The 20,207-nt window shown below is 70.0% G+C and carries 17 protein-coding genes and 1 tRNA gene; 14 read left to right on the forward strand and 4 right to left on the reverse strand.

The window, feature by feature from the left end:
- The first annotated feature begins 28 nt into the window (after positions 1 to 28).
- Entirely contained in the window at positions 29 to 898 is an 870-nt protein-coding gene (locus ACTWJ8_RS15940; RefSeq protein ID WP_443264215.1) for a DUF4429 domain-containing protein, read from the forward strand.
- On the opposite strand, the gene ACTWJ8_RS15945 is transcribed toward ACTWJ8_RS15940, so the two are convergent.
- Positions 899 to 2,476 (reverse strand): purple acid phosphatase family protein, encoded by a 1,578-nt coding sequence (locus ACTWJ8_RS15945; RefSeq protein WP_443264216.1) that lies wholly within the window; start codon positions 2,474 to 2,476, stop codon positions 899 to 901. It abuts the gene before it with no gap.
- A 198-nt stretch (positions 2,477 to 2,674) separates the two neighbouring features.
- Here ACTWJ8_RS15945 and ACTWJ8_RS15950 point away from each other — a divergent pair, with 198 nt between their 5' ends.
- Positions 2,675 to 2,932 (forward strand): hypothetical protein, encoded by a 258-nt coding sequence (locus tag ACTWJ8_RS15950; protein ID WP_356376543.1) that lies wholly within the window; start codon positions 2,675 to 2,677, stop codon positions 2,930 to 2,932.
- Between the two features lie 17 nt (positions 2,933 to 2,949).
- Positions 2,950 to 4,767 carry a glutamine--fructose-6-phosphate transaminase (isomerizing) gene (glmS, locus tag ACTWJ8_RS15955; protein ID WP_356376540.1) on the forward strand — a complete coding sequence of 606 codons (1,818 nt, stop codon included), beginning with the start codon at positions 2,950 to 2,952 and terminating at the stop codon, positions 4,765 to 4,767.
- A 269-nt stretch (positions 4,768 to 5,036) separates the two neighbouring features.
- Here the strand turns inward: glmS and ACTWJ8_RS15960 are convergent, their stop codons facing one another.
- A complete protein-coding gene (locus tag ACTWJ8_RS15960; protein WP_356376537.1) occupies positions 5,037 to 5,561 on the reverse strand; it encodes a universal stress protein in 525 nt (174 codons plus the stop codon).
- A 343-nt stretch (positions 5,562 to 5,904) separates the two neighbouring features.
- Between ACTWJ8_RS15960 and ACTWJ8_RS15965 the strand changes: the two genes are divergently transcribed.
- The 4 genes from ACTWJ8_RS15965 (at position 5,905) to ACTWJ8_RS15980 (ending at position 8,688) form a co-directional block, all read left to right on the forward strand.
- The gene (locus tag ACTWJ8_RS15965; RefSeq protein WP_356376534.1) at positions 5,905 to 6,186 is read left to right on the forward strand and encodes a hypothetical protein; all 282 of its coding nucleotides are present in this window, start codon (positions 5,905 to 5,907) and stop codon (positions 6,184 to 6,186) included.
- A gap of 399 nt (positions 6,187 to 6,585) precedes the next feature.
- Positions 6,586 to 7,794: a GlxA family transcriptional regulator gene (locus ACTWJ8_RS15970; protein ID WP_356376531.1), complete on the forward strand. Its 1,209-nt coding sequence runs from the start codon at positions 6,586 to 6,588 to the stop codon at positions 7,792 to 7,794.
- Positions 7,795 to 7,890: 96 nt separating this feature from the next.
- A complete protein-coding gene (gene orn, locus ACTWJ8_RS15975; RefSeq protein WP_356376528.1) occupies positions 7,891 to 8,493 on the forward strand; it encodes an oligoribonuclease in 603 nt (200 codons plus the stop codon).
- 122 nt (positions 8,494 to 8,615) lie between these two features.
- A tRNA-His gene (locus ACTWJ8_RS15980) sits at positions 8,616 to 8,688 on the forward strand.
- A gap of 102 nt (positions 8,689 to 8,790) precedes the next feature.
- Here the strand turns inward: ACTWJ8_RS15980 and ACTWJ8_RS15985 are convergent.
- Positions 8,791 to 9,846: a LacI family DNA-binding transcriptional regulator gene (locus ACTWJ8_RS15985; protein WP_443264218.1), complete on the reverse strand. Its 1,056-nt coding sequence runs from the start codon at positions 9,844 to 9,846 to the stop codon at positions 8,791 to 8,793.
- A gap of 270 nt (positions 9,847 to 10,116) precedes the next feature.
- Here ACTWJ8_RS15985 and ACTWJ8_RS15990 point away from each other — a divergent pair, with 270 nt between their 5' ends.
- The 7 genes from ACTWJ8_RS15990 (at position 10,117) to ACTWJ8_RS16020 (ending at position 19,129) form a co-directional block, all read left to right on the forward strand.
- A complete protein-coding gene (locus ACTWJ8_RS15990) occupies positions 10,117 to 11,439 on the forward strand; it encodes an ABC transporter substrate-binding protein (protein ID WP_356376522.1) in 1,323 nt (440 codons plus the stop codon).
- Positions 11,436 to 12,467 carry a carbohydrate ABC transporter permease gene (locus ACTWJ8_RS15995; RefSeq protein ID WP_356376518.1) on the forward strand — a complete coding sequence of 344 codons (1,032 nt, stop codon included), beginning with the start codon at positions 11,436 to 11,438 and terminating at the stop codon, positions 12,465 to 12,467. The genes ACTWJ8_RS15990 and ACTWJ8_RS15995 overlap by 4 nt, the downstream gene beginning before the upstream one ends.
- Positions 12,464 to 13,342 (forward strand): carbohydrate ABC transporter permease, encoded by an 879-nt coding sequence (locus ACTWJ8_RS16000; protein ID WP_356376515.1) that lies wholly within the window; start codon positions 12,464 to 12,466, stop codon positions 13,340 to 13,342. The genes ACTWJ8_RS15995 and ACTWJ8_RS16000 overlap by 4 nt, the downstream gene beginning before the upstream one ends.
- 159 nt (positions 13,343 to 13,501) lie before the next feature.
- Positions 13,502 to 14,953 (forward strand): GH1 family beta-glucosidase, encoded by a 1,452-nt coding sequence (locus tag ACTWJ8_RS16005; protein ID WP_443264220.1) that lies wholly within the window; start codon positions 13,502 to 13,504, stop codon positions 14,951 to 14,953.
- 109 nt (positions 14,954 to 15,062) lie between these two features.
- Positions 15,063 to 16,739 (forward strand): aspartate-alanine antiporter, encoded by a 1,677-nt coding sequence (aspT, locus tag ACTWJ8_RS16010; RefSeq protein WP_443264222.1) that lies wholly within the window; start codon positions 15,063 to 15,065, stop codon positions 16,737 to 16,739.
- A gap of 29 nt (positions 16,740 to 16,768) precedes the next feature.
- The gene (locus ACTWJ8_RS16015) at positions 16,769 to 18,418 is read left to right on the forward strand and encodes a bifunctional aspartate transaminase/aspartate 4-decarboxylase (RefSeq protein ID WP_443264224.1); all 1,650 of its coding nucleotides are present in this window, start codon (positions 16,769 to 16,771) and stop codon (positions 18,416 to 18,418) included.
- A gap of 36 nt (positions 18,419 to 18,454) precedes the next feature.
- Positions 18,455 to 19,129 (forward strand): DNA alkylation repair protein, encoded by a 675-nt coding sequence (locus ACTWJ8_RS16020; RefSeq protein WP_443264226.1) that lies wholly within the window; start codon positions 18,455 to 18,457, stop codon positions 19,127 to 19,129.
- A 24-nt stretch (positions 19,130 to 19,153) separates the two neighbouring features.
- Here the strand turns inward: ACTWJ8_RS16020 and ACTWJ8_RS16025 are convergent, their stop codons facing one another.
- Positions 19,154 to 20,176 (reverse strand): chitinase, encoded by a 1,023-nt coding sequence (locus tag ACTWJ8_RS16025; RefSeq protein WP_443264227.1) that lies wholly within the window; start codon positions 20,174 to 20,176, stop codon positions 19,154 to 19,156.
- Positions 20,177 to 20,207: the final 31 nt, after the last annotated feature.

Genomic DNA, 20,207 nt, shown 5'->3' on the forward strand with positions numbered 1-20,207 from the left:
GGCCCCTTTCCCGTACGAGAATGTGGGCATGGCGGAAATCATCCAGCGCGACGGGACATGGACGTTCGACGGGGACACGCTGCGACTGGTACCGGGGCGCGACAAGAGCGTGAGCCTGCTCCGCAAGGCCCTGGGCGAACTGACGGTGCCGCTGACGGCGCTCGCCGGGGCCTCCTTCGAGCAGGGCAAGAAGACGGGCCGGCTGCGGCTGCGGCTGCGCGACGGCGCCGACCCGCTGCTCCAGGCGACCGGCGGCAAACTCACCGACGGAGCGGACCCGTACCAGCTCGTCGTCGAGTCGGACCGCTACGGCGTCGCCGAGTACTTCGTGGACGAGGTCCGCAACGCGCTGCTGCTCGACGAGGTGCCGGTGTCGGCCTGCGACACCTACCTGCTGCCGGGCCCCGCCGTCCCGCTGTCCGTCTCCGCCGGGGACGGCACGGCGAGCTTCGACGGCGAGCGGGTGCGCCTGGAGTGGAACTGGAAGACGGAGGAGGCCAAGTCCTCCGCCGGTACGCGGGTGCTCGCGCTCGCCGACATCGCGGCGGTCGAGTGGCAGCCCGCGGTGGGCCTGGAGAACGGCTGCCTGCGCTTCACCGTCCGCTCGTCGCCGACGAAGGCGCCGCCGAAGTACGACCCCAACTCCATCGAGCTGTGGGGCTTCAAGAAGGACCCGCTGATGGCCCTCGTCGCGGCGGCGGTCCAGGCCAGGCTCCCCCGCCCCGACCCGGCGCCGCCCGCCCTGGAGGAGACCCCGTCGCCTCCGGAGCCCCCGGCGGAGGACTCCCACGACGCCCTGCTGCGCCGCCTGCGCGAGCTGGGCGACCTCCACAGGGACGGCGTCCTGACGGACGAGGAGTTCACGCTCGCGAAGACGGCGCTGCTCAAGCGGATCTGACTACGCGCGCACCTTCCGCGCGACCACGAACCGGTCGACCTCGGCGCCCGTCTCGGCGAGACCCCGCACCGTCAGCCTCGCCGTCCGCCCCACGGGCGCCGGCTCCACGTCGACCCGCAGGAACGAGTAGTTGGTGTACCGCACGCGCGACCAGTCGACGGTGACCGCCTTCTTGCCGCCCCCGTCCTGCGTCACGTACGAGGCGAACGGGTCGACCTTCTTCTCGTGCCCCTCGTACGAGTCCTCGACGGGGAACTCGTAGAGCCCCTTGCCCGCCGCGCCCGCGGTGACGTACACGACGCCGTCCGTCTCCGGGTACGCCGTGCCGCCGATCGGCAGCTCCTTGGCGACCTTGTCCCCCTTGAGCACGTCCGTGCGCTCGTACACGTGGTTGTGCCCGTTGATCACGAGGTCGACTGTGTACTTCTCGAACAGCGGCACCCACTCCTTGCGCACCCCGCCCTCGGAGGCGTGCGCACTGGCGGTGCAGTAGGCGCAGTGGTGGAAGAAGACGACCACGAAGTCGATCCCGGACCCGGGCGCCCGGAACTTCCTCAACTGCCGCTCGAACCAGGTCGTCTGGGTGCCGCCGCTGATCCCCAGGTTCGCCGGGATCTCGTACGAGACGTCGTTCGCGTCGAGCGAGATCACGGCGGTGTTGCCGTGCACGAACGAGTAGGCGCCCGGCAGGTTCTTCGGGTCGGGCCCGTTGCGCGGCGGCGCGAAGCGGGCCTCCTGGCTGCCGTATCCGTTCGGCGAGTACCAGGCCTCCATGTCGTGGTTGCCGTACGACACCATCCACGGCACGGACTTGGCGACGGTCTCGGTCTGCGCGAGGAACAGGTCCCAGGTCCGCGCGTCGAACGTGTCGCTGGTCCTCCCCTGCCCGGAGGGGTCCGCGTACGCGATGTCGCCCGCGTGCAGGTGGAAGGCCGGGCCCTGGGCGAGGATCAGGCTGTCGTTGGCGAGCGCGTGGTAGCTGACGCCCTGGTCGCCGAAGGCGGTGAACGTGAACGGCTGCGAACGGGCGGGCGCGGTCGTGAACGTGCCGATGGTGCCCGCGAACCGCGGCGACGCCGGGTCGAAGCCCTGGTGGCCGACGCCGTAGTAGTACGTCCTGCCGGGCTTCAAGTGGGTCAGCTTGGCGTGCACGTAGTACTGGGTGTGGTCGGCGCTGGTGCCGACGCCCGCCGGGGTGTAGAGCGTCCGCAGCTCGGCCGGGATCTTCCGCGACAGCTCACCGGCGCTCGCCCCCACCCGGATGAACGGGTCCTTCACCGCGACCGGCACCTGCCAGGACACGGTCATCTCGGTGCGCGCGTCGTCGCCGTACGAGAGGTGCCGGCCGAAGGGCGCGACCAGCGCGCCGTCGACGGCCTCGGGGGCGGCCGCCGGAGCCGTGGTCGTCGCGGCCCGCGCGGCCCCCGGCACGAAGACCCCGCCCGCGACCGCGCCCAGGGTGACGGCACCGCCGCGCATCACGGTCCGCCGCGAGAACCGGCTCCGCAGATACTCGTGCTGCTCCGCGAGCGACCGGTCGGCGAGCTCGGCGGGTACGCCCATACGTGGAATGTCCATGGCCCGAAAGATGGTCGAGGCACCTATCCGCCCGGGGTACAGCGGGTGAACGCGGTCATAAATAAGCCCCTGCGGCGGGTGAGCAGCAGGGCCCGGGGCGGAGCCCCGCGACCTCTGCCACGGCCACCCGAGCGACTCACCTGCCCGAAATCGGGCAGGATTCTTGCGAAACCGACCCGCAACCCCGAGGATCGGCACGTGCACGAGGAACTTGTCGATCACCTGACGCGCAGCACCGCCCTGAGCCGGGGCGAAGCGCTGCGGGTGATCCAGGACGTGCTCGCCTACTTCGACGAGTCGACGGAGGACTACGTCCGCCGCCGGCACCGCGAGCTCCAGGGTCAGGGCCTGGTGAACGCGGAGATCTTCGAGCGGATCCTGGCGGATCTGCGCTACCGGGCGGTGTCGCCGCCGGAGCTCTCCCTCCGCCAGCTGCGCCGCATCGTCTACGGCTGAGGGGAATTTCTCTACTTATGTGCGGAATCGTCGGTTACATCGGCAAGCGTGATGTGGCGCCGCTGCTCCTCGAGGGGCTGCAGCGCCTGGAGTACCGCGGCTACGACTCGGCCGGTGTCGTGATCACCAGCCCCAAGGCCACCGGCCTGAAGATGGTCAAGGCCAAGGGCCGGGTGCGCGACCTGGAGGCCAAGGTCCCGGCCCGTTTCAAGGGCACCACGGGCATCGCCCACACCCGGTGGGCCACGCACGGCGCCCCCTCCGACGAGAATGCGCACCCGCACATGTCGGAGGACGACAAGGTCGCCGTCGTCCACAACGGCATCATCGACAACGCCTCCGACCTGCGCGCGAAGCTGGTCGCCGAGGGCGTCGAGTTCAGCTCGGAGACCGACACCGAGGTCCTCACCCACCTCATCGCCCGCTCCCAGCAGACCGAGCTCGAGGACAAGGTCCGCGAGGCGCTGCACCTGATCGAGGGCACGTACGGCATCGCGGTCGTGCACGCCGACTTCCCGGACCGCATCGTCGTCGCCCGCAACGGCTCGCCGGTCGTCCTCGGCATCGGCGACAAGGAGATGTTCGTCGCCTCGGACATCGCCGCGCTGATCACCCACACCCGCCAGATCGTCACCCTGGACGACGGCGAGATGGCCACGCTGAAGGCCGACGACTTCCGTACGTACACCACGGCCGGCACCCGCACCGCGAACGAGCCGACCACCGTGGACCTCGAGGCCGCCTCCTTCGACATGGGCGACCACGACACGTACATGCACAAGGAGATCTCCGAGCAGGCCGACGCCGTGGACCGTGTGCTGCGCGGCCGCATCGACGACCGGTTCTCCACCGTGCACCTGGGCGGCCTCAACCTGGACGCCCGCGAGGCCCGCACCGTGCGCCGCGTGAAGATCCTCGGCTGCGGCACCTCGTACCACGCCGGTCTGATCGGCGCCCAGATGATCGAGGAGCTGGCCCGCATCCCCGCGGACGCCGAGCCGGCCTCCGAGTTCCGCTACCGCAACGCGGTCGTCGACCCCGACACCCTCTACATCGCGGTGTCCCAGTCCGGCGAGACGTACGACGTGCTGGCCGCCGTCCAGGAGCTGAAGCGCAAGGGCGCCCGGGTCTTCGGTGTCGTGAACGTCGTCGGCTCCGCCATCGCCCGCGAGTCGGACGCCGGTGTCTATGTGCACGCGGGCCCCGAGGTCTGCGTCGTCTCGACCAAGTGCTTCACGAACACCACGGTCGCCTTCGCGCTGCTCGCCCTGCACCTGGGCCGCATCCGCGACCTGTCCGTCGCCGACGGCAAGCGGATCATCGAGGGCCTGCGCAAACTGCCCGAGCAGATCTCCGAGATCCTCGCCCAGGAGGCGGAGATCAAGAAGATCGCCGAGGAGTACGCGGACGCCCGCTCGATGATGTTCATCGGCCGCGTCCGGGGCTACCCCGTGGCCCGCGAGGCCTCCCTCAAGCTCAAGGAGGTCTCGTACATCCACGCCGAGGCCTACCCGGCCTCCGAGCTCAAGCACGGACCGCTCGCCCTCATCGAGCCGGCCCTGCCGACGGTCGCGATCGTCCCCGACGACGACCTGCTGGAGAAGAACCGCGCCGCGATGGAGGAGATCAAGGCCCGCCAGGGCCGCATCCTCGCGGTCGCCCACCAGGAGCAGGAGAAGGCCGACCGGACGATCGTCGTCCCGAAGAACGAGGACGAGCTGGACCCGATCCTGATGGGTATCCCGCTCCAACTCCTGGCCTACCACACGGCGTTGGCCCTCGGCCGGGACATCGACAAGCCGCGCAACCTGGCGAAGTCCGTCACCGTCGAGTAGTCCCCGACCCGAACACGGCAAACGGGTCCCGTGCGCGCCACCAAGCGCACGGGACCCGTTCGGGAGAGGCCGGGGCCGCCCATTGCCCCGGCCCTCGGCTGCTGGCCGGCGGCCGTCACCCCACGGCCGGCAGCACGCCGGCGATGCCACGAAGGGCCGTGCGAGCGGTATGTACCCTTCACAAGGGCACAAAGCACCTCTACGCGGCAGTAGATTTATCCGGCGCCCGAAATCCGACGCCCCCTCAACTCCCGGCGCCCTGCGGCGACTTACGGGATCACGATGACGGGCCGCTGTGCCCGCCTGGCCAGCCGCCCCGCGACCGAGCCGAAGATCCGCCCGACGAGCCCGTGGGTCGAGCCCACGACGATGGCGTCGGCCGAGTACTCGTGCCCGACCTCCTCCAGCTCGTGGCAGATGTCACCGCCGCGCTCGACGAGGATCCAGGGCACCTCGGCCAGATAGTCGGCACACGCCAGCTCGAGCCCCAGCACCTCGGTGCGATGGTCCGGCACGTCCACGAAGACGGGCGGCTCACAGCCCGCCCACACCGTGGTCGGCAGCCGATTGGCCACATGGACGATGATCAGCCCCGAGCCCGAGCGGTGGGCCATGCCGATCGCGTACGCCAGCGCCCGCTCGCTCGACGTCGAGCCGTCGAAACCGACGACGACACCGTGCTTGAAAGCGGGATCACAGGCTTGACGTGTCTCTTCCGCCGCTCGGGGCGTCGCCGTGGGATCGGCGACCTGCCGCTTGCGGTCCGCGGGTTCGGGGAATTCGTGACCGGCCATGAGTGTCTCGGCGTGTACCTCGTGGGCCTCTAGAGAGGGGACGACAACTGATGGGCGGAGCTGTGTCCGGGAATCATCTTCCCAACCCCATACCCCCAAGGGTACGGCGACACTCCTCCTCTGCCCAGACTCTCCGCCCGGGCCCAGACCTGCGCCTTCTTTCTCGATGGCCGCGCTCCGCCGCGTTCAGGGGAGCATGCACGAGGGCCGCCCGGATGGCAATGGTTGCTGCCCCGTACAGGCGGATTGCGCACTCGACCGGACGCCTGTCGTCCCTCGTGGAAGTGACCCCTGCGCGGTGGCGGCGTTGAACCCGCGTACCCGAAGACTCAGGGAGCGCGCCGTGCCCGCACCGACCACCGCACAGCGCTGGGCCGCGTTCAGCTGCGTCCTGGTGCCGCTCGTCCTCGTCTGGTGCGGCTCGTCCGCAGCGGGGGCGGCCGGCGCCGCGTGGGGCCTCGTCGCGGTCACCGCGGCCTGCCGGGTGCTCCTGCGGCAGGCCGAACGCGGGGCTGCACAGTTGCACAGTGAACAATGCGAAGCACGGCGCGACGGGGCCGCCGCGACGGCCGCGGGCGCGCGGATCGGCGGCCCGCGGGCCGGTTGGGATACGCCGGTTGACTGACCGGTTTCAACGCGGCGCTCCGGCATTTTTCAGCCAACTTGGGTCACGGGGCCCCGCCTTGCGTTTCGCCTCCTCCAACCCCCTTGCCACCAGGGCGTAAAGCACGATGAAGGGTGCTTTGACCCTACAGGGACCGGCCACGCGGACGAGGCCCACTTCCCTGCAACGCCCCTGAGTGCGACGCTTCGTGATCGAATGCTTCACGCCAAGTTGCCTTGTCGACAATCTGTCAGGTTCTTAACTGGTCACGACGGCACCACGGGACGCAGTAGATTCGATCATGACTGTCTGATCTGAAGGCGGCGGGGGACTTCGTGCATCACCGAGGGGAAACGTGCAGGAGCGAACAGCCCGTCAAAGTATTGAGGGAGCCGCGATCACCGAGGGGGGCTTAGCAGGATGAGCCACGACTCCACCACTGCGCCGGAGGCGGCGGCTCGCAAGCTGTCGGGGCGCCGGCGACGAGAGATCGTCGCGGTGCTGCTGTTCAGCGGCGGACCCATCTTCGAGAGTTCCATACCGCTCTCCGTGTTCGGGATCGACCGACAGGACGCGGGAGTTCCGCGCTATCGATTGCTCGTGTGCTCGGGCGAAGACGGACCCCTGAGGACCACGGGGGGACTCGAACTCACCGCGCCGCACGGCCTGGAGGCGATATCGCGCGCGGGCACGGTCGTCGTACCGGCCTGGCGCTCGATCACCTCGCCGCCGCCGGAGGAGGCGCTCGACGCGCTGCGCCGCGCGCACGAGGAGGGCGCGCGCATCGTCGGCCTGTGCACGGGGGCCTTCGTGCTCGCGGCAGCGGGCCTGCTCGACGGCCGTCCGGCCACCACGCACTGGATGTACGCGCCGACGCTGGCCAAGCGCTATCCGTCGGTCCACGTCGACCCGCGCGAGCTGTTCGTGGACGACGGCGACGTACTGACGAGCGCGGGCACGGCGGCCGGAATAGACCTGTGCCTGCACATCGTGCGCACGGACCACGGCAACGAGGCGGCCGGCGCGCTCGCCCGCCGCCTGGTGGTCCCGCCGCGCCGCAGCGGCGGCCAGGAGCGCTATCTCGACCGGTCGCTGCCGGAGGAGATCGGCGCGGACCCGCTGGCCGAGGTCGTCGCCTGGGCGCTGGAGCATTTACACGAGCAGTTCGACGTCGAGACGCTGGCGGCCCGCGCCTATATGAGCCGGCGCACCTTCGACCGCCGCTTCAGGTCGCTGACGGGGTCCGCCCCGCTCCAGTGGCTGATCACGCAGCGGGTGCTCCAGGCCCAGCGGCTCCTGGAGACCTCCGACTACTCGGTCGACGAGGTGGCGGGCCGCTGCGGCTTCCGCTCCCCCGTCGCGCTGCGCGGACACTTCCGGCGCCAGCTCGGCTCGTCGCCCGCCGCGTACCGGGCGGCGTACCGGGCGCGCAGGCCGCAGGGCGAAGGGCCCGCAAAGGCGGAGAAGGCCGAGCGGACGGTCGAGCTCGCGGGTGTGCCGGGTGGCGCCGAGGGGCCGCCGGTCCCCGCGCAGTCCCGGCGCACGGCGGCAGCGAACGCGCTGGGGCCGCCCGCGGCCTCGATGCCGACCGGCCACCCGGGCCTGCCGGGCCCGCGCTCGGTGTCGTAGCAGGACCGGCCCCGACGGGGTCCGGCCGTCGTCCGGCGGCGGGCGGGCCCCGTCCGCCCCGGACAGCGCCCCGGTCCGACCCGTAGGGTTGGGCGCATGAACGATCGCATGGTGTGGATCGACTGCGAGATGACCGGACTCTCGCTGGCGAACGACGCGCTCATCGAGGTGGCCGCACTGGTCACCGACTCGGAGCTGAACGTACTCGGCGACGGTGTGGACATCGTGATCCGCCCGCCGGACGAGGCCCTGGAACAGATGCCCGAGGTGGTGCGGCAGATGCACACCGCCTCGGGTCTCCTCGACGAGCTGGCCGGCGGCACGACGCTCGCCGACGCCGAGGAGCAGGTCCTCGCGTACGTACGTGAGCACGTCAAGGACGCGGGCAAGGCCCCGCTGTGCGGGAACTCGGTCGGCACCGACCGCGGATTCCTGCTGCGTGACATGCCGACGCTGGAGGACTACCTCCACTACCGGATCGTCGATGTGTCCTCGGTCAAGGAGCTGGCCCGCCGCTGGTACCCGAGGGCGTACTTCAACAGTCCGGAGAAGAACGGCAACCACCGGGCGCTCGCCGACATCCGCGAATCCATCGCCGAGCTGCGCTACTACCGCGAGGCCGTCTTCGTGCCCCAGCCGGGACCCGACTCGGACACCGCGAAGGCGATCGCGGCGAAGCACGTCCTGCCTGCGGAGTAACCCCTCGTACGCCCCCGTGTACGGGGTCCGGGCCCCCTCGGGAAAAGGTGTGCGCGAGCACCCCTTCGGACCCTGTACACTTTTTCTCGGCCGGTCGGAAGAAAGACAAACGACCGGGCATGGTGGGTGTAGCTCAGTTGGTAGAGCACCTGGTTGTGGTCCAGGTGGCCGCGGGTTCAAGTCCCGTCACTCACCCTGAAGGGTCCGAAGGCCCCGGTTCGAGAGAACCGGGGCCTTCGGCGTTTCCCGGGGGTCTCCCGGGGCCCGCCCCGCCCCCGGGCCCCGAGCCGCCCCGATCTACGACGAGGCGCGGACCACCAGGTCCGTCGGGAGGACCAGGTGGCGCTGCGTCCCGCGGCGGACCGAGGAGCGCTTGCCCTCCGCGGCCAGTGCGATCTCGTCGAGCAGCAGCTCCGTCATCGCCCGGCCCATGTCCCGCGTGGGCTGGCGCACACTCGTCAGGCCCGGCTCCATGTGGCGCGCGATCACCGAGTCGTCGAAGCCGACCAGGGACACGTCGTCCGGGATGCGGCGGCCCGCCTCGCGCAGCACCTGGCGGGCGCCGGACGCCATCAGGTCCGAGCAGGCGAAGACCGCGTCGAGGCCGGGGCTGCGCTCCAGCAGCTCCGCCATGCAGCGCCTGCCGCCCTCCTCCGTGAAGTCTCCGTACGCCACCAGCTTCTCGTCGTACGAGAGCCCGCCCTCGGCCAGCTCGTCCTGGTAACCGACGAGCCGGCGCTGGGCCCCGTACACGTCGAGCGGGCCCGTGATGATCGCGACGGAGCGGCGGCCCCGGGAGATCAGGTGCGCGACGGCGGAGCGAGCCCCCGCGTAGTTGTCGGTGTCGACCGAGGGCAGCGGCTCGTCCGCGGAGCGGGGGCCGCTGATCACGGTCGGGATGTCCATCTGCATGAGGCGGTCCGCGAGCGGGTCGTCCGAGTGCACCGAGACCAGCAGGACGCCGTCGACGCGGTGCGCGGCGAGGTACGCCGCGAGCCGGTCCTGCTCGCGCTCGCCGCGGGCGAAGGTGAGGAGCAGCTGGAGGTTGGTCTCGGCGAGCGCGAGGCCGACGCCGCCGACCATCCCGGAGAAGTACGGCTCCGAGAAGAACCGGGACTCGGCCTCGGGGACCACCACGGCGATGGAGTCCGAGCGGTTGGCCGCGAGGGCGCGCGCCGCCGTGTTCGGTACGTAGCCGAGCTCGGCGACCGCCTCCTCGACCGCGGCGCGGGTGCGGTCGCTGACCCGCGGCGAACCGTTGATGACGCGGGAAACCGTGCCCCGGCCGACGCCCGCTCTGGCCGCGACCTCCTCGAGGGTCGGGCGCCTGCTGTGCGTGCCGTGAGCCACCATGACTCCTACCTCCCCAGATCCTGAGCGGAATCTAACAGCCCGATAACCGCGCCAACTTGTCGCCGCACACCGTCTTGACACCCCGGTTCGGAGCGACGACCCTTCAACTCATCACGGATGGGAGCGCTCCCACCCTAGTGGACGCATACAGAAGCCGCACGTTCCCCGCCCGAGCCGCACGTGAACGAACGGGCCCAGTACAGCGATTGGCAGTTGGCCGGGATCTGCACGTCTCTGCATCAAGAGCACATTGAGCACTTGGAGGACGCAATGCGCACTGCCCGTACGTCCCGACGCGCGGTGACCTTCGCGGTCGTCGCCGCCCTGGCCACAGGGCTGCTTGCCGGTTGCGCGAGCGATGACGACGACGATTCCCAGGGCGCCGGGGGCGGTGACGCCGGCAAGGGCACGACGACGCTCACCGTCGGCACCTTCGGAACCTTCGGCTACAAGCAGGCCGGGCTCTACGACGAGTACATGAAGCTGCACAAGAACATCACCATCAAGGAGAACGTCACCACCCGCACCGACGTCTACTGGCCCAAGACCCTCACGCGCCTCCAGGCCGGCTCCGGCACGGACGACATCCAGGCCATCGAGATCGGCAACATCACCGAGGCCGTGCAGACGCAGGCGAACAAGTTCGTCGACCTGGGCAAGGAGGTCGACAAGTCGCAGTGGCTGGACTGGAAGAACAAGCAGGCCACCACCAAGGACGGCAAGCTGATCGGGCTCGGCACGGACGTCGGACCGATGGCGATCTGCTACCGCAAGGACCTCTTCAAGAAGGCCGGGCTGCCCACCGACCGGGACAAGCTCGCCGACATGTGGAAGGGCGACTGGGCGAAGTACGTCGACGTCGGCAAGGACTACATGAAGAAGGCGCCGAGCGGCACCAAGTTCGTGGACTCCGCGGCATCGGTCTACAACGCGGCGCTCGGCGGCGCCAAGGACCGCTACTACGACGCGAACGGCAAGGTCATCTGGGACAAGTCCCAGGGCGTCAAGGACTCGTGGAACGCCGCCATGGAGGTGGCCACCTCCAACATGTCGGCCAAGCTGAAGCAGTTCGACAAGCCGTGGGACCAGGGCTACGCGAACGGCACCTTCGCCACCGTCGCCTGCCCCGCCTGGATGATCGGCTACATCCAGGAGAAGTCCGGTGAGTCCGGCAAGGGCAAGTGGGACGTGGCGGCCGCGCCGACCGCGGCCAACTGGGGCGGCTCGTTCATCGGCGTCCCGACGGCGAGCAAGCACCAGAAGGAGGCCATCGCCCTCGCGAAGTGGCTGACCGCCCCCGAGCAGCAGGCGAAGGTCTTCGCCAAGCAGGCCAGCTTCCCGTCGACCCCGTCGGCGTACGCGAGCCTGAAGCCGAAGGCGGACACCACCGCGTACTTCTCGGACGCACCGCTGACGCAGATCTTCTCCGACTCGGCGAAGACCATCCCGGTCCAGATCTTCGGCATCAAGGACCAGCCGATCAACACGGCGATCACCGACACCGGCATCCTCCAGGTCGAGCAGAAGGGCAAGTCGCCCGAGCAGGGCTGGGACGCGGCCACCAATGAGGTCAAGGACGTGCTCGGCCAGTGACCAGCTCCAACGAGGCTCTCGCGCAGACCGCGTCGAGCGCCGACGCCGCGCCCGACTCCCCGAAGGAGTCGGGCGCGGCCCGGGGCGCTCAGGGTCGCGGTACGCCGAAGAGCGCCGACTCCTGGCGCAGCCGGCTGTACCGCTGGGACATGAAGGCGTCCCCGTACGCGTTCATCTCCCCCTTCTTCATCATCTTCGGCGCCTTCTCGCTGGTGCCGCTGCTCTACACCGCCTGGTACTCGCTGCACAACGTTCAGCTGTCGAACCTGGACGGCCAGACCTGGGCGGGCCTGGACAACTACATCAGCCTGTTCCAGTCGGACTTCTTCTGGAACGCGCTGAAGAACACCCTGACCATCGGCGTGATCTCCACGGTGCCGCAGCTGGCCGCGGCGATCTGGCTCGCGCACATGCTCAACTACCGGCTGCGCGGCTCGGTCGTGTGGCGGGTCGTCGTGCTCACCCCGTACGCCACGTCGGTGGCCGCGGCGACGCTCGTCTTCGTGATGCTCTTCGCCCCGGACAGCGGGATGATCAACTGGGTCCTCGACTCCATCGGGCTCGACAAGATCAACTGGCGGGAGTCCGACTGGGGTTCGCAGCTCGCGGTGTCCTCGATCGTGATCTGGCGGTGGACCGGGTACAACGCGCTGATCTACCTCGCGGCGATGCAGGCCATCCCGGGCGACCTCTACGAGTCGGCGGCGCTCGACGGCGCCAACCGGTGGCAGCAGTTCCGGCACGTGACCATCCCGATGCTGCGGCCCACGATCCTGTTCACGGTCGTCGTCTCCACCATCGGCGCGATGCAACTCTTCGGTGAGCCCCTGCTGTTCGGCGGGGTCAGCGGCACCAAGGGCGGGTCCGAGCACCAGTACCAGACCATCGGCCTGTACATGTACGACCAGGGCTGGATCGTCGGCAACCTCGGCAAGGCCTCCGCGATCGCCTGGTCGATGTTCCTGATCCTGCTGGTCGTCGCCGCGATCAACATGCTGATCTCCCGCCGGCTGAGGAAGTCCCAATGACCACCATCGAAGATGTGACGCAGCAGCCGCGGCGCCGCCGGGTCCTGGGCGCGGGCAAGCAGCTGCACGCCGGTCCTGTCACGTACGTCGCGCTCGCCCTGTTCGCCGTGATCTCCCTCGCCCCGCTGCTGTGGACGGTGATCGCGGCCTCCCGCACCAACGCGCGGCTCGCGCAGACGCCGCCGCCGTTCTGGATCGGCGGGAATCTGTTCAAGAACCTGGAGACCGCCTGGAACCAGGCCGGGCTCGGCACGGCGATGTGGAACAGCATCCTCGTCGCGTCGGCCATCACCGTCGGCACGGTGCTGTTCTCTACGCTGGCCGGGTTCGCCTTCGCCAAGCTGAAGTTCCGGTTCTCGACGACGCTGCTCCTGATGACCATCGGCACGATGATGATCCCGCCGCAACTCGCCGTCGTGCCGCTCTACTTGTGGATGACGGACCTGGGCTGGGCCAACCAGCTGCAGACCGTGATCCTGCCGACGCTGGTGTCCGCGTTCGGCACGTTCTTCATGCGGCAGTACCTGGTGCAGGCGCTGCCGTCCGAACTCATCGAGGCCGCGCGGGTCGACGGGGCGAGCAGCCTGCGGGTGGTGTGGCACGTGGTGTTCCCCGCGGCGCGGCCCGCGATGGCGGTGCTCGGGCTGCTGACGTTCGTCATGGCCTGGAACGACTTCCTGTGGCCGATCATCGCCCTCACGCAGGAGAACCCGACGGTGCAGGTCGCCCTCAACGCGCTGGGGACGGGGTACATCCCCGACGACTCGGTGATCATGGCCGGGGCGCTGCTCGGCACGTTGCCGCTGCTCATCGCGTTCCTGCTGTTCGGGAAGCAGATCGTGGGCGGGATCATGCAAGGCGCGGTCAAGGGGTGACACGCCCTCGGGGTGGGCGGGGTGTTCGTGTTGCGCCCCGCCGGTCCCACGTCTCGGGGCTCTGCCCCGGACCCCGCTGCTCAATCGCCGCAGGGGCTCGATTTTGGCCCACCCGCTGATGCATCCGCCCGATTGATTACTAGCTATGGGAGCGCTCCTATGACCACCACCGACAACACCAGCCCCGGCCTCACCGACGCCCCCGTCGGCACCCGGTTTCCGGCCGGGTTCCTCTGGGGGTCGGCCACCGCCGCGTACCAGATCGAGGGCGCCGTGCGGGAGGACGGGCGGACGCCGTCGATCTGGGACACCTTCAGCCACACGCCGGGGAAGGTGGCGAACGGCGACACCGGGGACGTCGCCGTCGACCACTACCACCGGTGGCGCGACGACGTGCGGCTGATGGCGGACCTGGGCCTCACCGCGTACCGGTTCTCCGTGGCGTGGCCGCGGGTGCAGCCGACCGGGCGCGGGCCCGCCGTGCAGCGCGGGCTCGACTTCTACCGGGGCCTCGTCGACGAGCTCCTGTCGCACGGGATCAAGCCCGTGGTGACGCTCTACCACTGGGATCTGCCGCAGGAGTTGGAGAGTGCGGGCGGCTGGCCCGAGCGGGAGACGGCGTACCGGTTCGCCGAGTACGCGGGGATCGTGGGCGAGGCCCTCGGCGACCGCGTGGAGAGCTGGGTGACCCTCAACGAGCCGTGGTGCAGCGCCTTCCTGGGCTACGGCTCGGGGGTGCACGCCCCCGGCCGCACCGACCCGCTCGCCGCGCTGCGGGCCGCGCACCACCTCAACCTCGGCCACGGCCTGGCGAGTTCGGCGCTGCGGAGCGTGCTCCCGGCCCGCGCCCAGGTCGGCATCAGCCTGAACCCGAGCGTGGTCAGGGCCCGCACCGACTCCCCCGCCGACCTGGACGCGCGGCGCCGCATCGACGCGCTCGCCAACCGCGTCTTCACCGGGCCGCTGCTCAAGGGCGCCTACCCGCGGGACCTCCTGGAGGACACGGCGTCCGTCACGGACTGGTCGTTCGTGCGGGACGGGGACACCGAGGCGATCCGGCAGCCGCTCGACTTCATCGGCCTGAACTACTACACGCCCGCCGTGGTCTCGGCCGCCGACCCGAACCGGTCGGGGCCGCGCCTCGACGGCCACGGCTCCAGCGAGCACACCCCGTGGCCGGCCGCCGATAGCGTCGACTTCCACCACGCGCCCGGCGAACTCACGGCGATGAACTGGCCCGTGGACCCGACGGGCCTCACCGACCTGCTGCTCGACTACGCCGCGCAGGCCCCGGGCGTGCCGCTCTACGTGACCGAGAACGGGGCGGCGTACGAGGACGTCGTCGACGCCGACGGGCGGGTGCACGACCCGGACCGGATCCGCTATCTGCACGGTCACCTCGCCGCCGTGCACGCCGCGATCGAGCAGGGCGCCGACGTCCGCGGCTACTTCCTGTGGTCGCTGCTCGACAACTTCGAGTGGGCCTACGGCTACGACAAGCGGTTCGGCGCCGTGTACGTCGACTACGAGACGCAGCGGCGCATCCCGAAGTCCAGCGCCACCTGGTACTCCCGGGTGGCCCGCAGCGGGGGGCTGCCCGCCGACGACTGATCCGGCGGGCGGAGGGGCCGGTGCGTGCGGCTGTGTGGCAGCGGCACGCACCGGCCCTTATTTTTCGGCTATGCCCGATACTTACCTGTACGAGCGGTTCTGAGGGCCCATGGGCGTACTCAAGGACCATCCGGAACTCGTCCTGTTCGTGAGCCTCGCGCTCGGCTACCTGCTGGGGAAGCTGCGCGTGGGGCCGCTGACCCTGGGCGGCATCTGCGGGACGCTGATCGTCTCGCTGCTCCTCGGGGCGTGGACGAAGGCCCATGTCTCGGACGACGTGAAGACGGTGTTCTTCGCGCTGTTCATCTTCGCGCTCGGCTACATGGCCGGGCCGCAGTTCTTCCGCAACCTCAACCGGAAGAGCCTGCGCTTCTTCGTGCTGTGCGGCATCGAGCTGGTCTGCGTCATCGGCATCGCGCTCGGCCTCGCCGACTGGTTCGACCTGGACGTCGGCACGGCGTCCGGCATCCTGGCGGGAGCTGCCACCGAGTCCGCCGTCGTCGGCACGGCCACCGAGTCCATCGGCAAGCTGAGCGATCTCACGGCCGCCCAGATCACCGAGTACCAGGGCAACGTCGCCACCGCGTACACGGTCTGCTACCTCTTCGGCCTGATCACGATCGTGCTCTACACGAGCCAGATCATGCCGATGATGATGCGCATCAACCTGCGCGACGCCGCCCGCGAGCTGTGGGAGCGCACGCGCAGCAAGGGCAGCCTGGAGCCGGACGAGCTGCCCGCGCTGCCCGGCATGGTGGGCCGTACGTACCTGGTGACCACCGCCGACGGCCGTACGGTCGGCGATCTGGAGGCCGCGCTCGGCGAGCGGGTCACCGTCGAGTCGGTCAAGCGCGGCAGCCGGGTCCTCGACGTCGCGCCCGGCCTCGAGCTCACCCTGTCGGACCTGGTGCTCCTGGTCGGCCGCCGCTCGAACGTGATCGACGCGGGCCGGCTCATCGGCCCCGAGACACCGGGCGTGCCGGGGCTCGACTCGCCGCTGGCATCGCGCGAGGTGTCGGTCACCGACAAGGCCCTGGACGGCAGGTCGATCGACGAACTGCAGAAGGCGTATCCGGAGTTCCACCGGGACGGCGTCTACGTCACCGACGTGACCCGCGGCGACCAGGCGATGCCCGCCACCGGGGACACCACGCTGCAGCGCGGCGACGTGCTGACCCTGGTGGGCGCCCGCTCCGGCCTGAACAAGCTGGTCGCGCGGATCGGCTCGGTCGTCAAGAACGACGCCACCGACTTCATCTATCTGGGTCTGGGCATCGCGGCCGGTTCCCTGCTCGGGCAGGTCGTCGTCAAGTTCGGCGACATCCCGATGTCGCTCGGCACCGGCGGCGGCTGTCTGATCTCGGGGCTGCTGTTCGGCTGGTTCCGCTCCCGCTCGCAGACCTTCGGCGCCTTCCCGCCGCAGGCCGCGTCGACGATCAAGGACATGGGGCTCGCGGTCTTCATCGCCTGCACGGGCCTGGTGTCGGGGCCGCAGGCCTGGCCGCTGATCAAGGAGTACGGGGCGCTGCTGCCGTTCGCCGGGATCGCCATGGTGCTGATCCCCGCGACGGTCTCGCTGTTCGTCGGCCGCAAGCTGCTCCGGATCGAGAAACCGCTCCTCATCGGCGCCATCGCCGGCCAGCAGTGCTCGACCCCCGCGATCACCGCCGTCACCCAGGTGGCGCAGTCGTCGGTGCCGATGCTCGGCTACACGATCACATACGCCCTCTCCAACTTCCTGCTCCCGCTGACCGGCCCCGTGCTCGTCGGCATCCTCGGCCACTGAGCCCCCGCACCGCAGCCAGGGACGGCACCATGACGAAGACGACGTTCACCCGCGAGGAGATCCAGCGGTACGCGCGGCTCTCCCCCTTCGAGCTCAAGAACATCTTCATCGAGCTCGCCGAGCAGGCGCAGGCCGACGAGCCGGGCCAGAAGGAGAAGTCCAGCCGGCAGATGCTCAACGCGGGCCGCGGCAACCCCAACTGGATCGCCACGGGCCCCCGCGAGGCGTTCTACGCGCTCGGCTACTTCGCCCTCCAGGAGTCGCGGCGCGTGTGGACCGCCGACAACCTCGGCGGGATGCCGGAGAAACAGGGCGCGTACGAGCGCTTCGACGCGTTCGTCCGCGCGAACCCGGGGCTGCCCGGCATCGAGCTCCTCGCCCACTGCGTGCAGCACGGCATCCAGCGCTTCGGCTTCGACAAGGACGAGTGGGTGCACGAGCTGACCGACGGCATCACCGGCGACAACTATCCGGTGCCCGACCGGATGCTGACCCACGCCGAGCAGGTGGTGCGCGGCTATCTCGCGGACGAGATGTTCGACAAGAAGCCCCCGGCGGACGGCCTCTCGCTGTTCGCGACCGAGGGCGGCACGGCGGCCATGTGCTACATCTTCGACTCCCTCGTGCAGAACGGGCTGCTGAAGAAGGGCGACAAGATCGCGCTGATGGTCCCGGTGTTCACGCCGTACATCGAGATCCCCGAGCTCGACACCTACGAGTTCGACGTCACGTACATCTCGGCCGACAGCTTCGCCGAGACCGGTGTGCGCGAGTGGCGGTACCCGGAGGAGGAGGTCGCCAAGCTGGCGGACCCGGAGATCAGGCTGGTCTGCCTGGTGAACCCCTCCAACCCGCCGTCCCTCGCGCTGAGCACCCGCGTCGCGAACCAGATCAAGGAGATCGTCGCGACGAGCAACCCGGATCTGCTGATCGTCACCGACGACGTGTACGGCACCTTCGTCGACGGCTTCCGCTCGATCGCCGCCGACCTGCCGCGCAACACCCTGCTCGTCTACTCGTACTCGAAGCACTACGGGTGCACGGGCTGGCGGCTCGGTGTGATCGGCCTGCACGACGACAACGTCATCGACGAGCGGATCGCGCGGCTCCCTCTGGCCGAGAAGGACCGGCTGAACAAGCGGTACGGCTCGCTGACCCTGGAGCCGGAGAAGATCCGGTTCATCGACCGGCTCGTCGCGGACTCCCGGCAGGTGGCGCTCAACCACACGGCGGGACTCTCGCTGCCGCAGCAGGTGATGATGACGCTGTTCTCCCTGTTCGACATGTTGGACGAGGGCCAGGCGTACAAGGAGCGGATCCGCTCCATCGTCCAGCGGCGCCTCGGCCTGCTGCTCGAGGGCGCCCAGATGAAGATCCACGAGGATCCGTACCGGGCCGCGTACTACATCGAGCTCGACCTGCTCGCGGAGGCGGAGCGCGTGCACGGCACGTCGTTCGCCCGGTTCCTCCAGCAGAACTACGAGCCGGTCGACGCGCTGTTCCGGCTCGCCCAGCAGACCGGCGTGGTGCTCCTCAACGGCGGCGGCTTCGAGGGCCCCGAGTGGTCGGTCCGGGTCTCCCTCGCCAACCTCGACGACCTGGACTACCTGAAGATCGGCCACCATCTGCGCGGCATCTTCGACGACTACGCGGCGGAGTGGCGGGCCTCGCGGGAATAGCCTGGGGCGCGACGCACGCGAGGAACGGAGGCAGCGGTGGCCGGGACGACGGTGGACGAGGTGCTGGCCGAGCTGGCCGCCCTGGAGGACCCCAAGGTGCGCAAGGTGAACGAGCGGCACGGCGACGACCACGGCGTGAACCTCTCCAAGCTGCGGGCCGTCGCCAAGCGGCTCAAGACGCAGCAGGACCTGGCGCGCGAGCTGTGGGCGACGGGCGACACCGCGGCCCGGCTCCTCGCCCTCCTGATCTGCCGCCCCAAGGCGTTCGAGCGCGACGAGCTGGACGCCATGGTGCGCGAGACGCGCTCCCGCAAGGTGCACGACTGGTTCGTGAACTACGTCGTGAAGAAGAGCCCGTACGCCGAGGAGCTGCGCGTCGCCTGGACCGCCGACCCCGACCCCGCCGTCGCGAGCGCGGGCTGGGCGCTGACGGCGGAGCGGGTGTCGAAGAAGCCCGAAGGACTCGATCTGCCGGGCCTCCTCGACACCATCGAGGCGGAGATGAAGGACGCCCCCGAGCGCCTCCAGTGGGAGATGAACACCTGCCTGGCCAGGATCGGCATCGACCACCCGGAGCAGCGGGCCCGCGCCCGCGCCATCGGCGAGCGCCTGGGCGTCCTGGCGGACTATCCGACGTCGCCGGGCTGCACCTCCCCGTACGCCCCGGTGTGGATCGACGAGATGGTGCGCAGGCAGGGCGCGGGCACCTGACCCGGACCCGCCAGGACGGGGCGGCTACTCGAACGCGGCGAAGGCCTTCTGGAAGGCGTTCGCCTCCTGCTCGATCGAGCTGCACGTCGGCTGCGCGGAGTCGGAGGCGCCGCCCTCGCACTGCTTGTCGCGGGTCGCCGACCACATGGAGAGGCCGCCGAGGCCCTTCTCCTTGGCGAAGGAGACGAGCTGCGTGGCGTCGTCGACGGTGAAGACCTCGGACGCGACGTCGTTGACGCCGATCATCGGGGTGAGGGCGACGGCCTTCCACGCGTCCGCGTCGGAGAGCCCGAGCGCGTCCTTGACCTGCGCCTGCGTCGAGGTCGCCGCCTGTTCGGCGTAGTCGCCCATGTCTCCGCTGTACGAGGCTCCGTAGTCCATCGCCATGACGTTGACGAGGTCGGGCGAGGCGCCGTTCTCCTTGGCGTTCTTCAGGAAGTTCACCCCGTCCGCGGTGAGTCCCTCGGGCATCACGGGCAGCGTCACGGAGACGTTCAGGCCGGCGTTGTCCTTCTGAAGCTTCGCGATGGCCTGCGCGCGCCGGGTGTTGGCCGCGGCGTCGGGCAGCGCGCCGCCCTCGACGTCGAAGTCGACCTTGGTGAGGTCGAACTGGTCGATCACCTTCTGGTACGCCGCCGCCAGGTCGGCGGCGGACGAGCAGGCCTGCGCCAGCTCGGTGCCGGTGGCGCCGCCGAAGGACACCCGGACGTCGCCGCCCGCCGCCCTCAAGTCGCCGATCTGGGCGGCCACTTCGTCACTCCCGACGTCGGTGGAGCCGCCCCACTTCGGGGTGCAGTCGCCGCCGGAGGTGATGAAGGCGAGGTTGTACTCCTTGACGCCGGTGGCCTTGGAGGAGCCGACGAGGTCGAACGTCGGGGTGAGCGAGGTGTCGACGTACGGGGCGAACGCCGGCCCCGCGTCCGTCACCTCCGCGGAGGCGCCGGAGGCGAAGAGGAACGCCCCGCCGCCCACGACGGCGGCGGCCAGGACGCCGCCGACCGCCTTCTTCCGGCCGCTGATCCTGCGCCGGTGCATGCTGCTGCTCATCGCGTGCCTGCCTTAGGTCTGCGTGGGGGGG

Source organism: Streptomyces sp. SDT5-1, assembly GCF_052245995.1.
Taxonomy (GTDB): Bacteria; Actinomycetota; Actinomycetes; order Streptomycetales; family Streptomycetaceae; genus Streptomyces.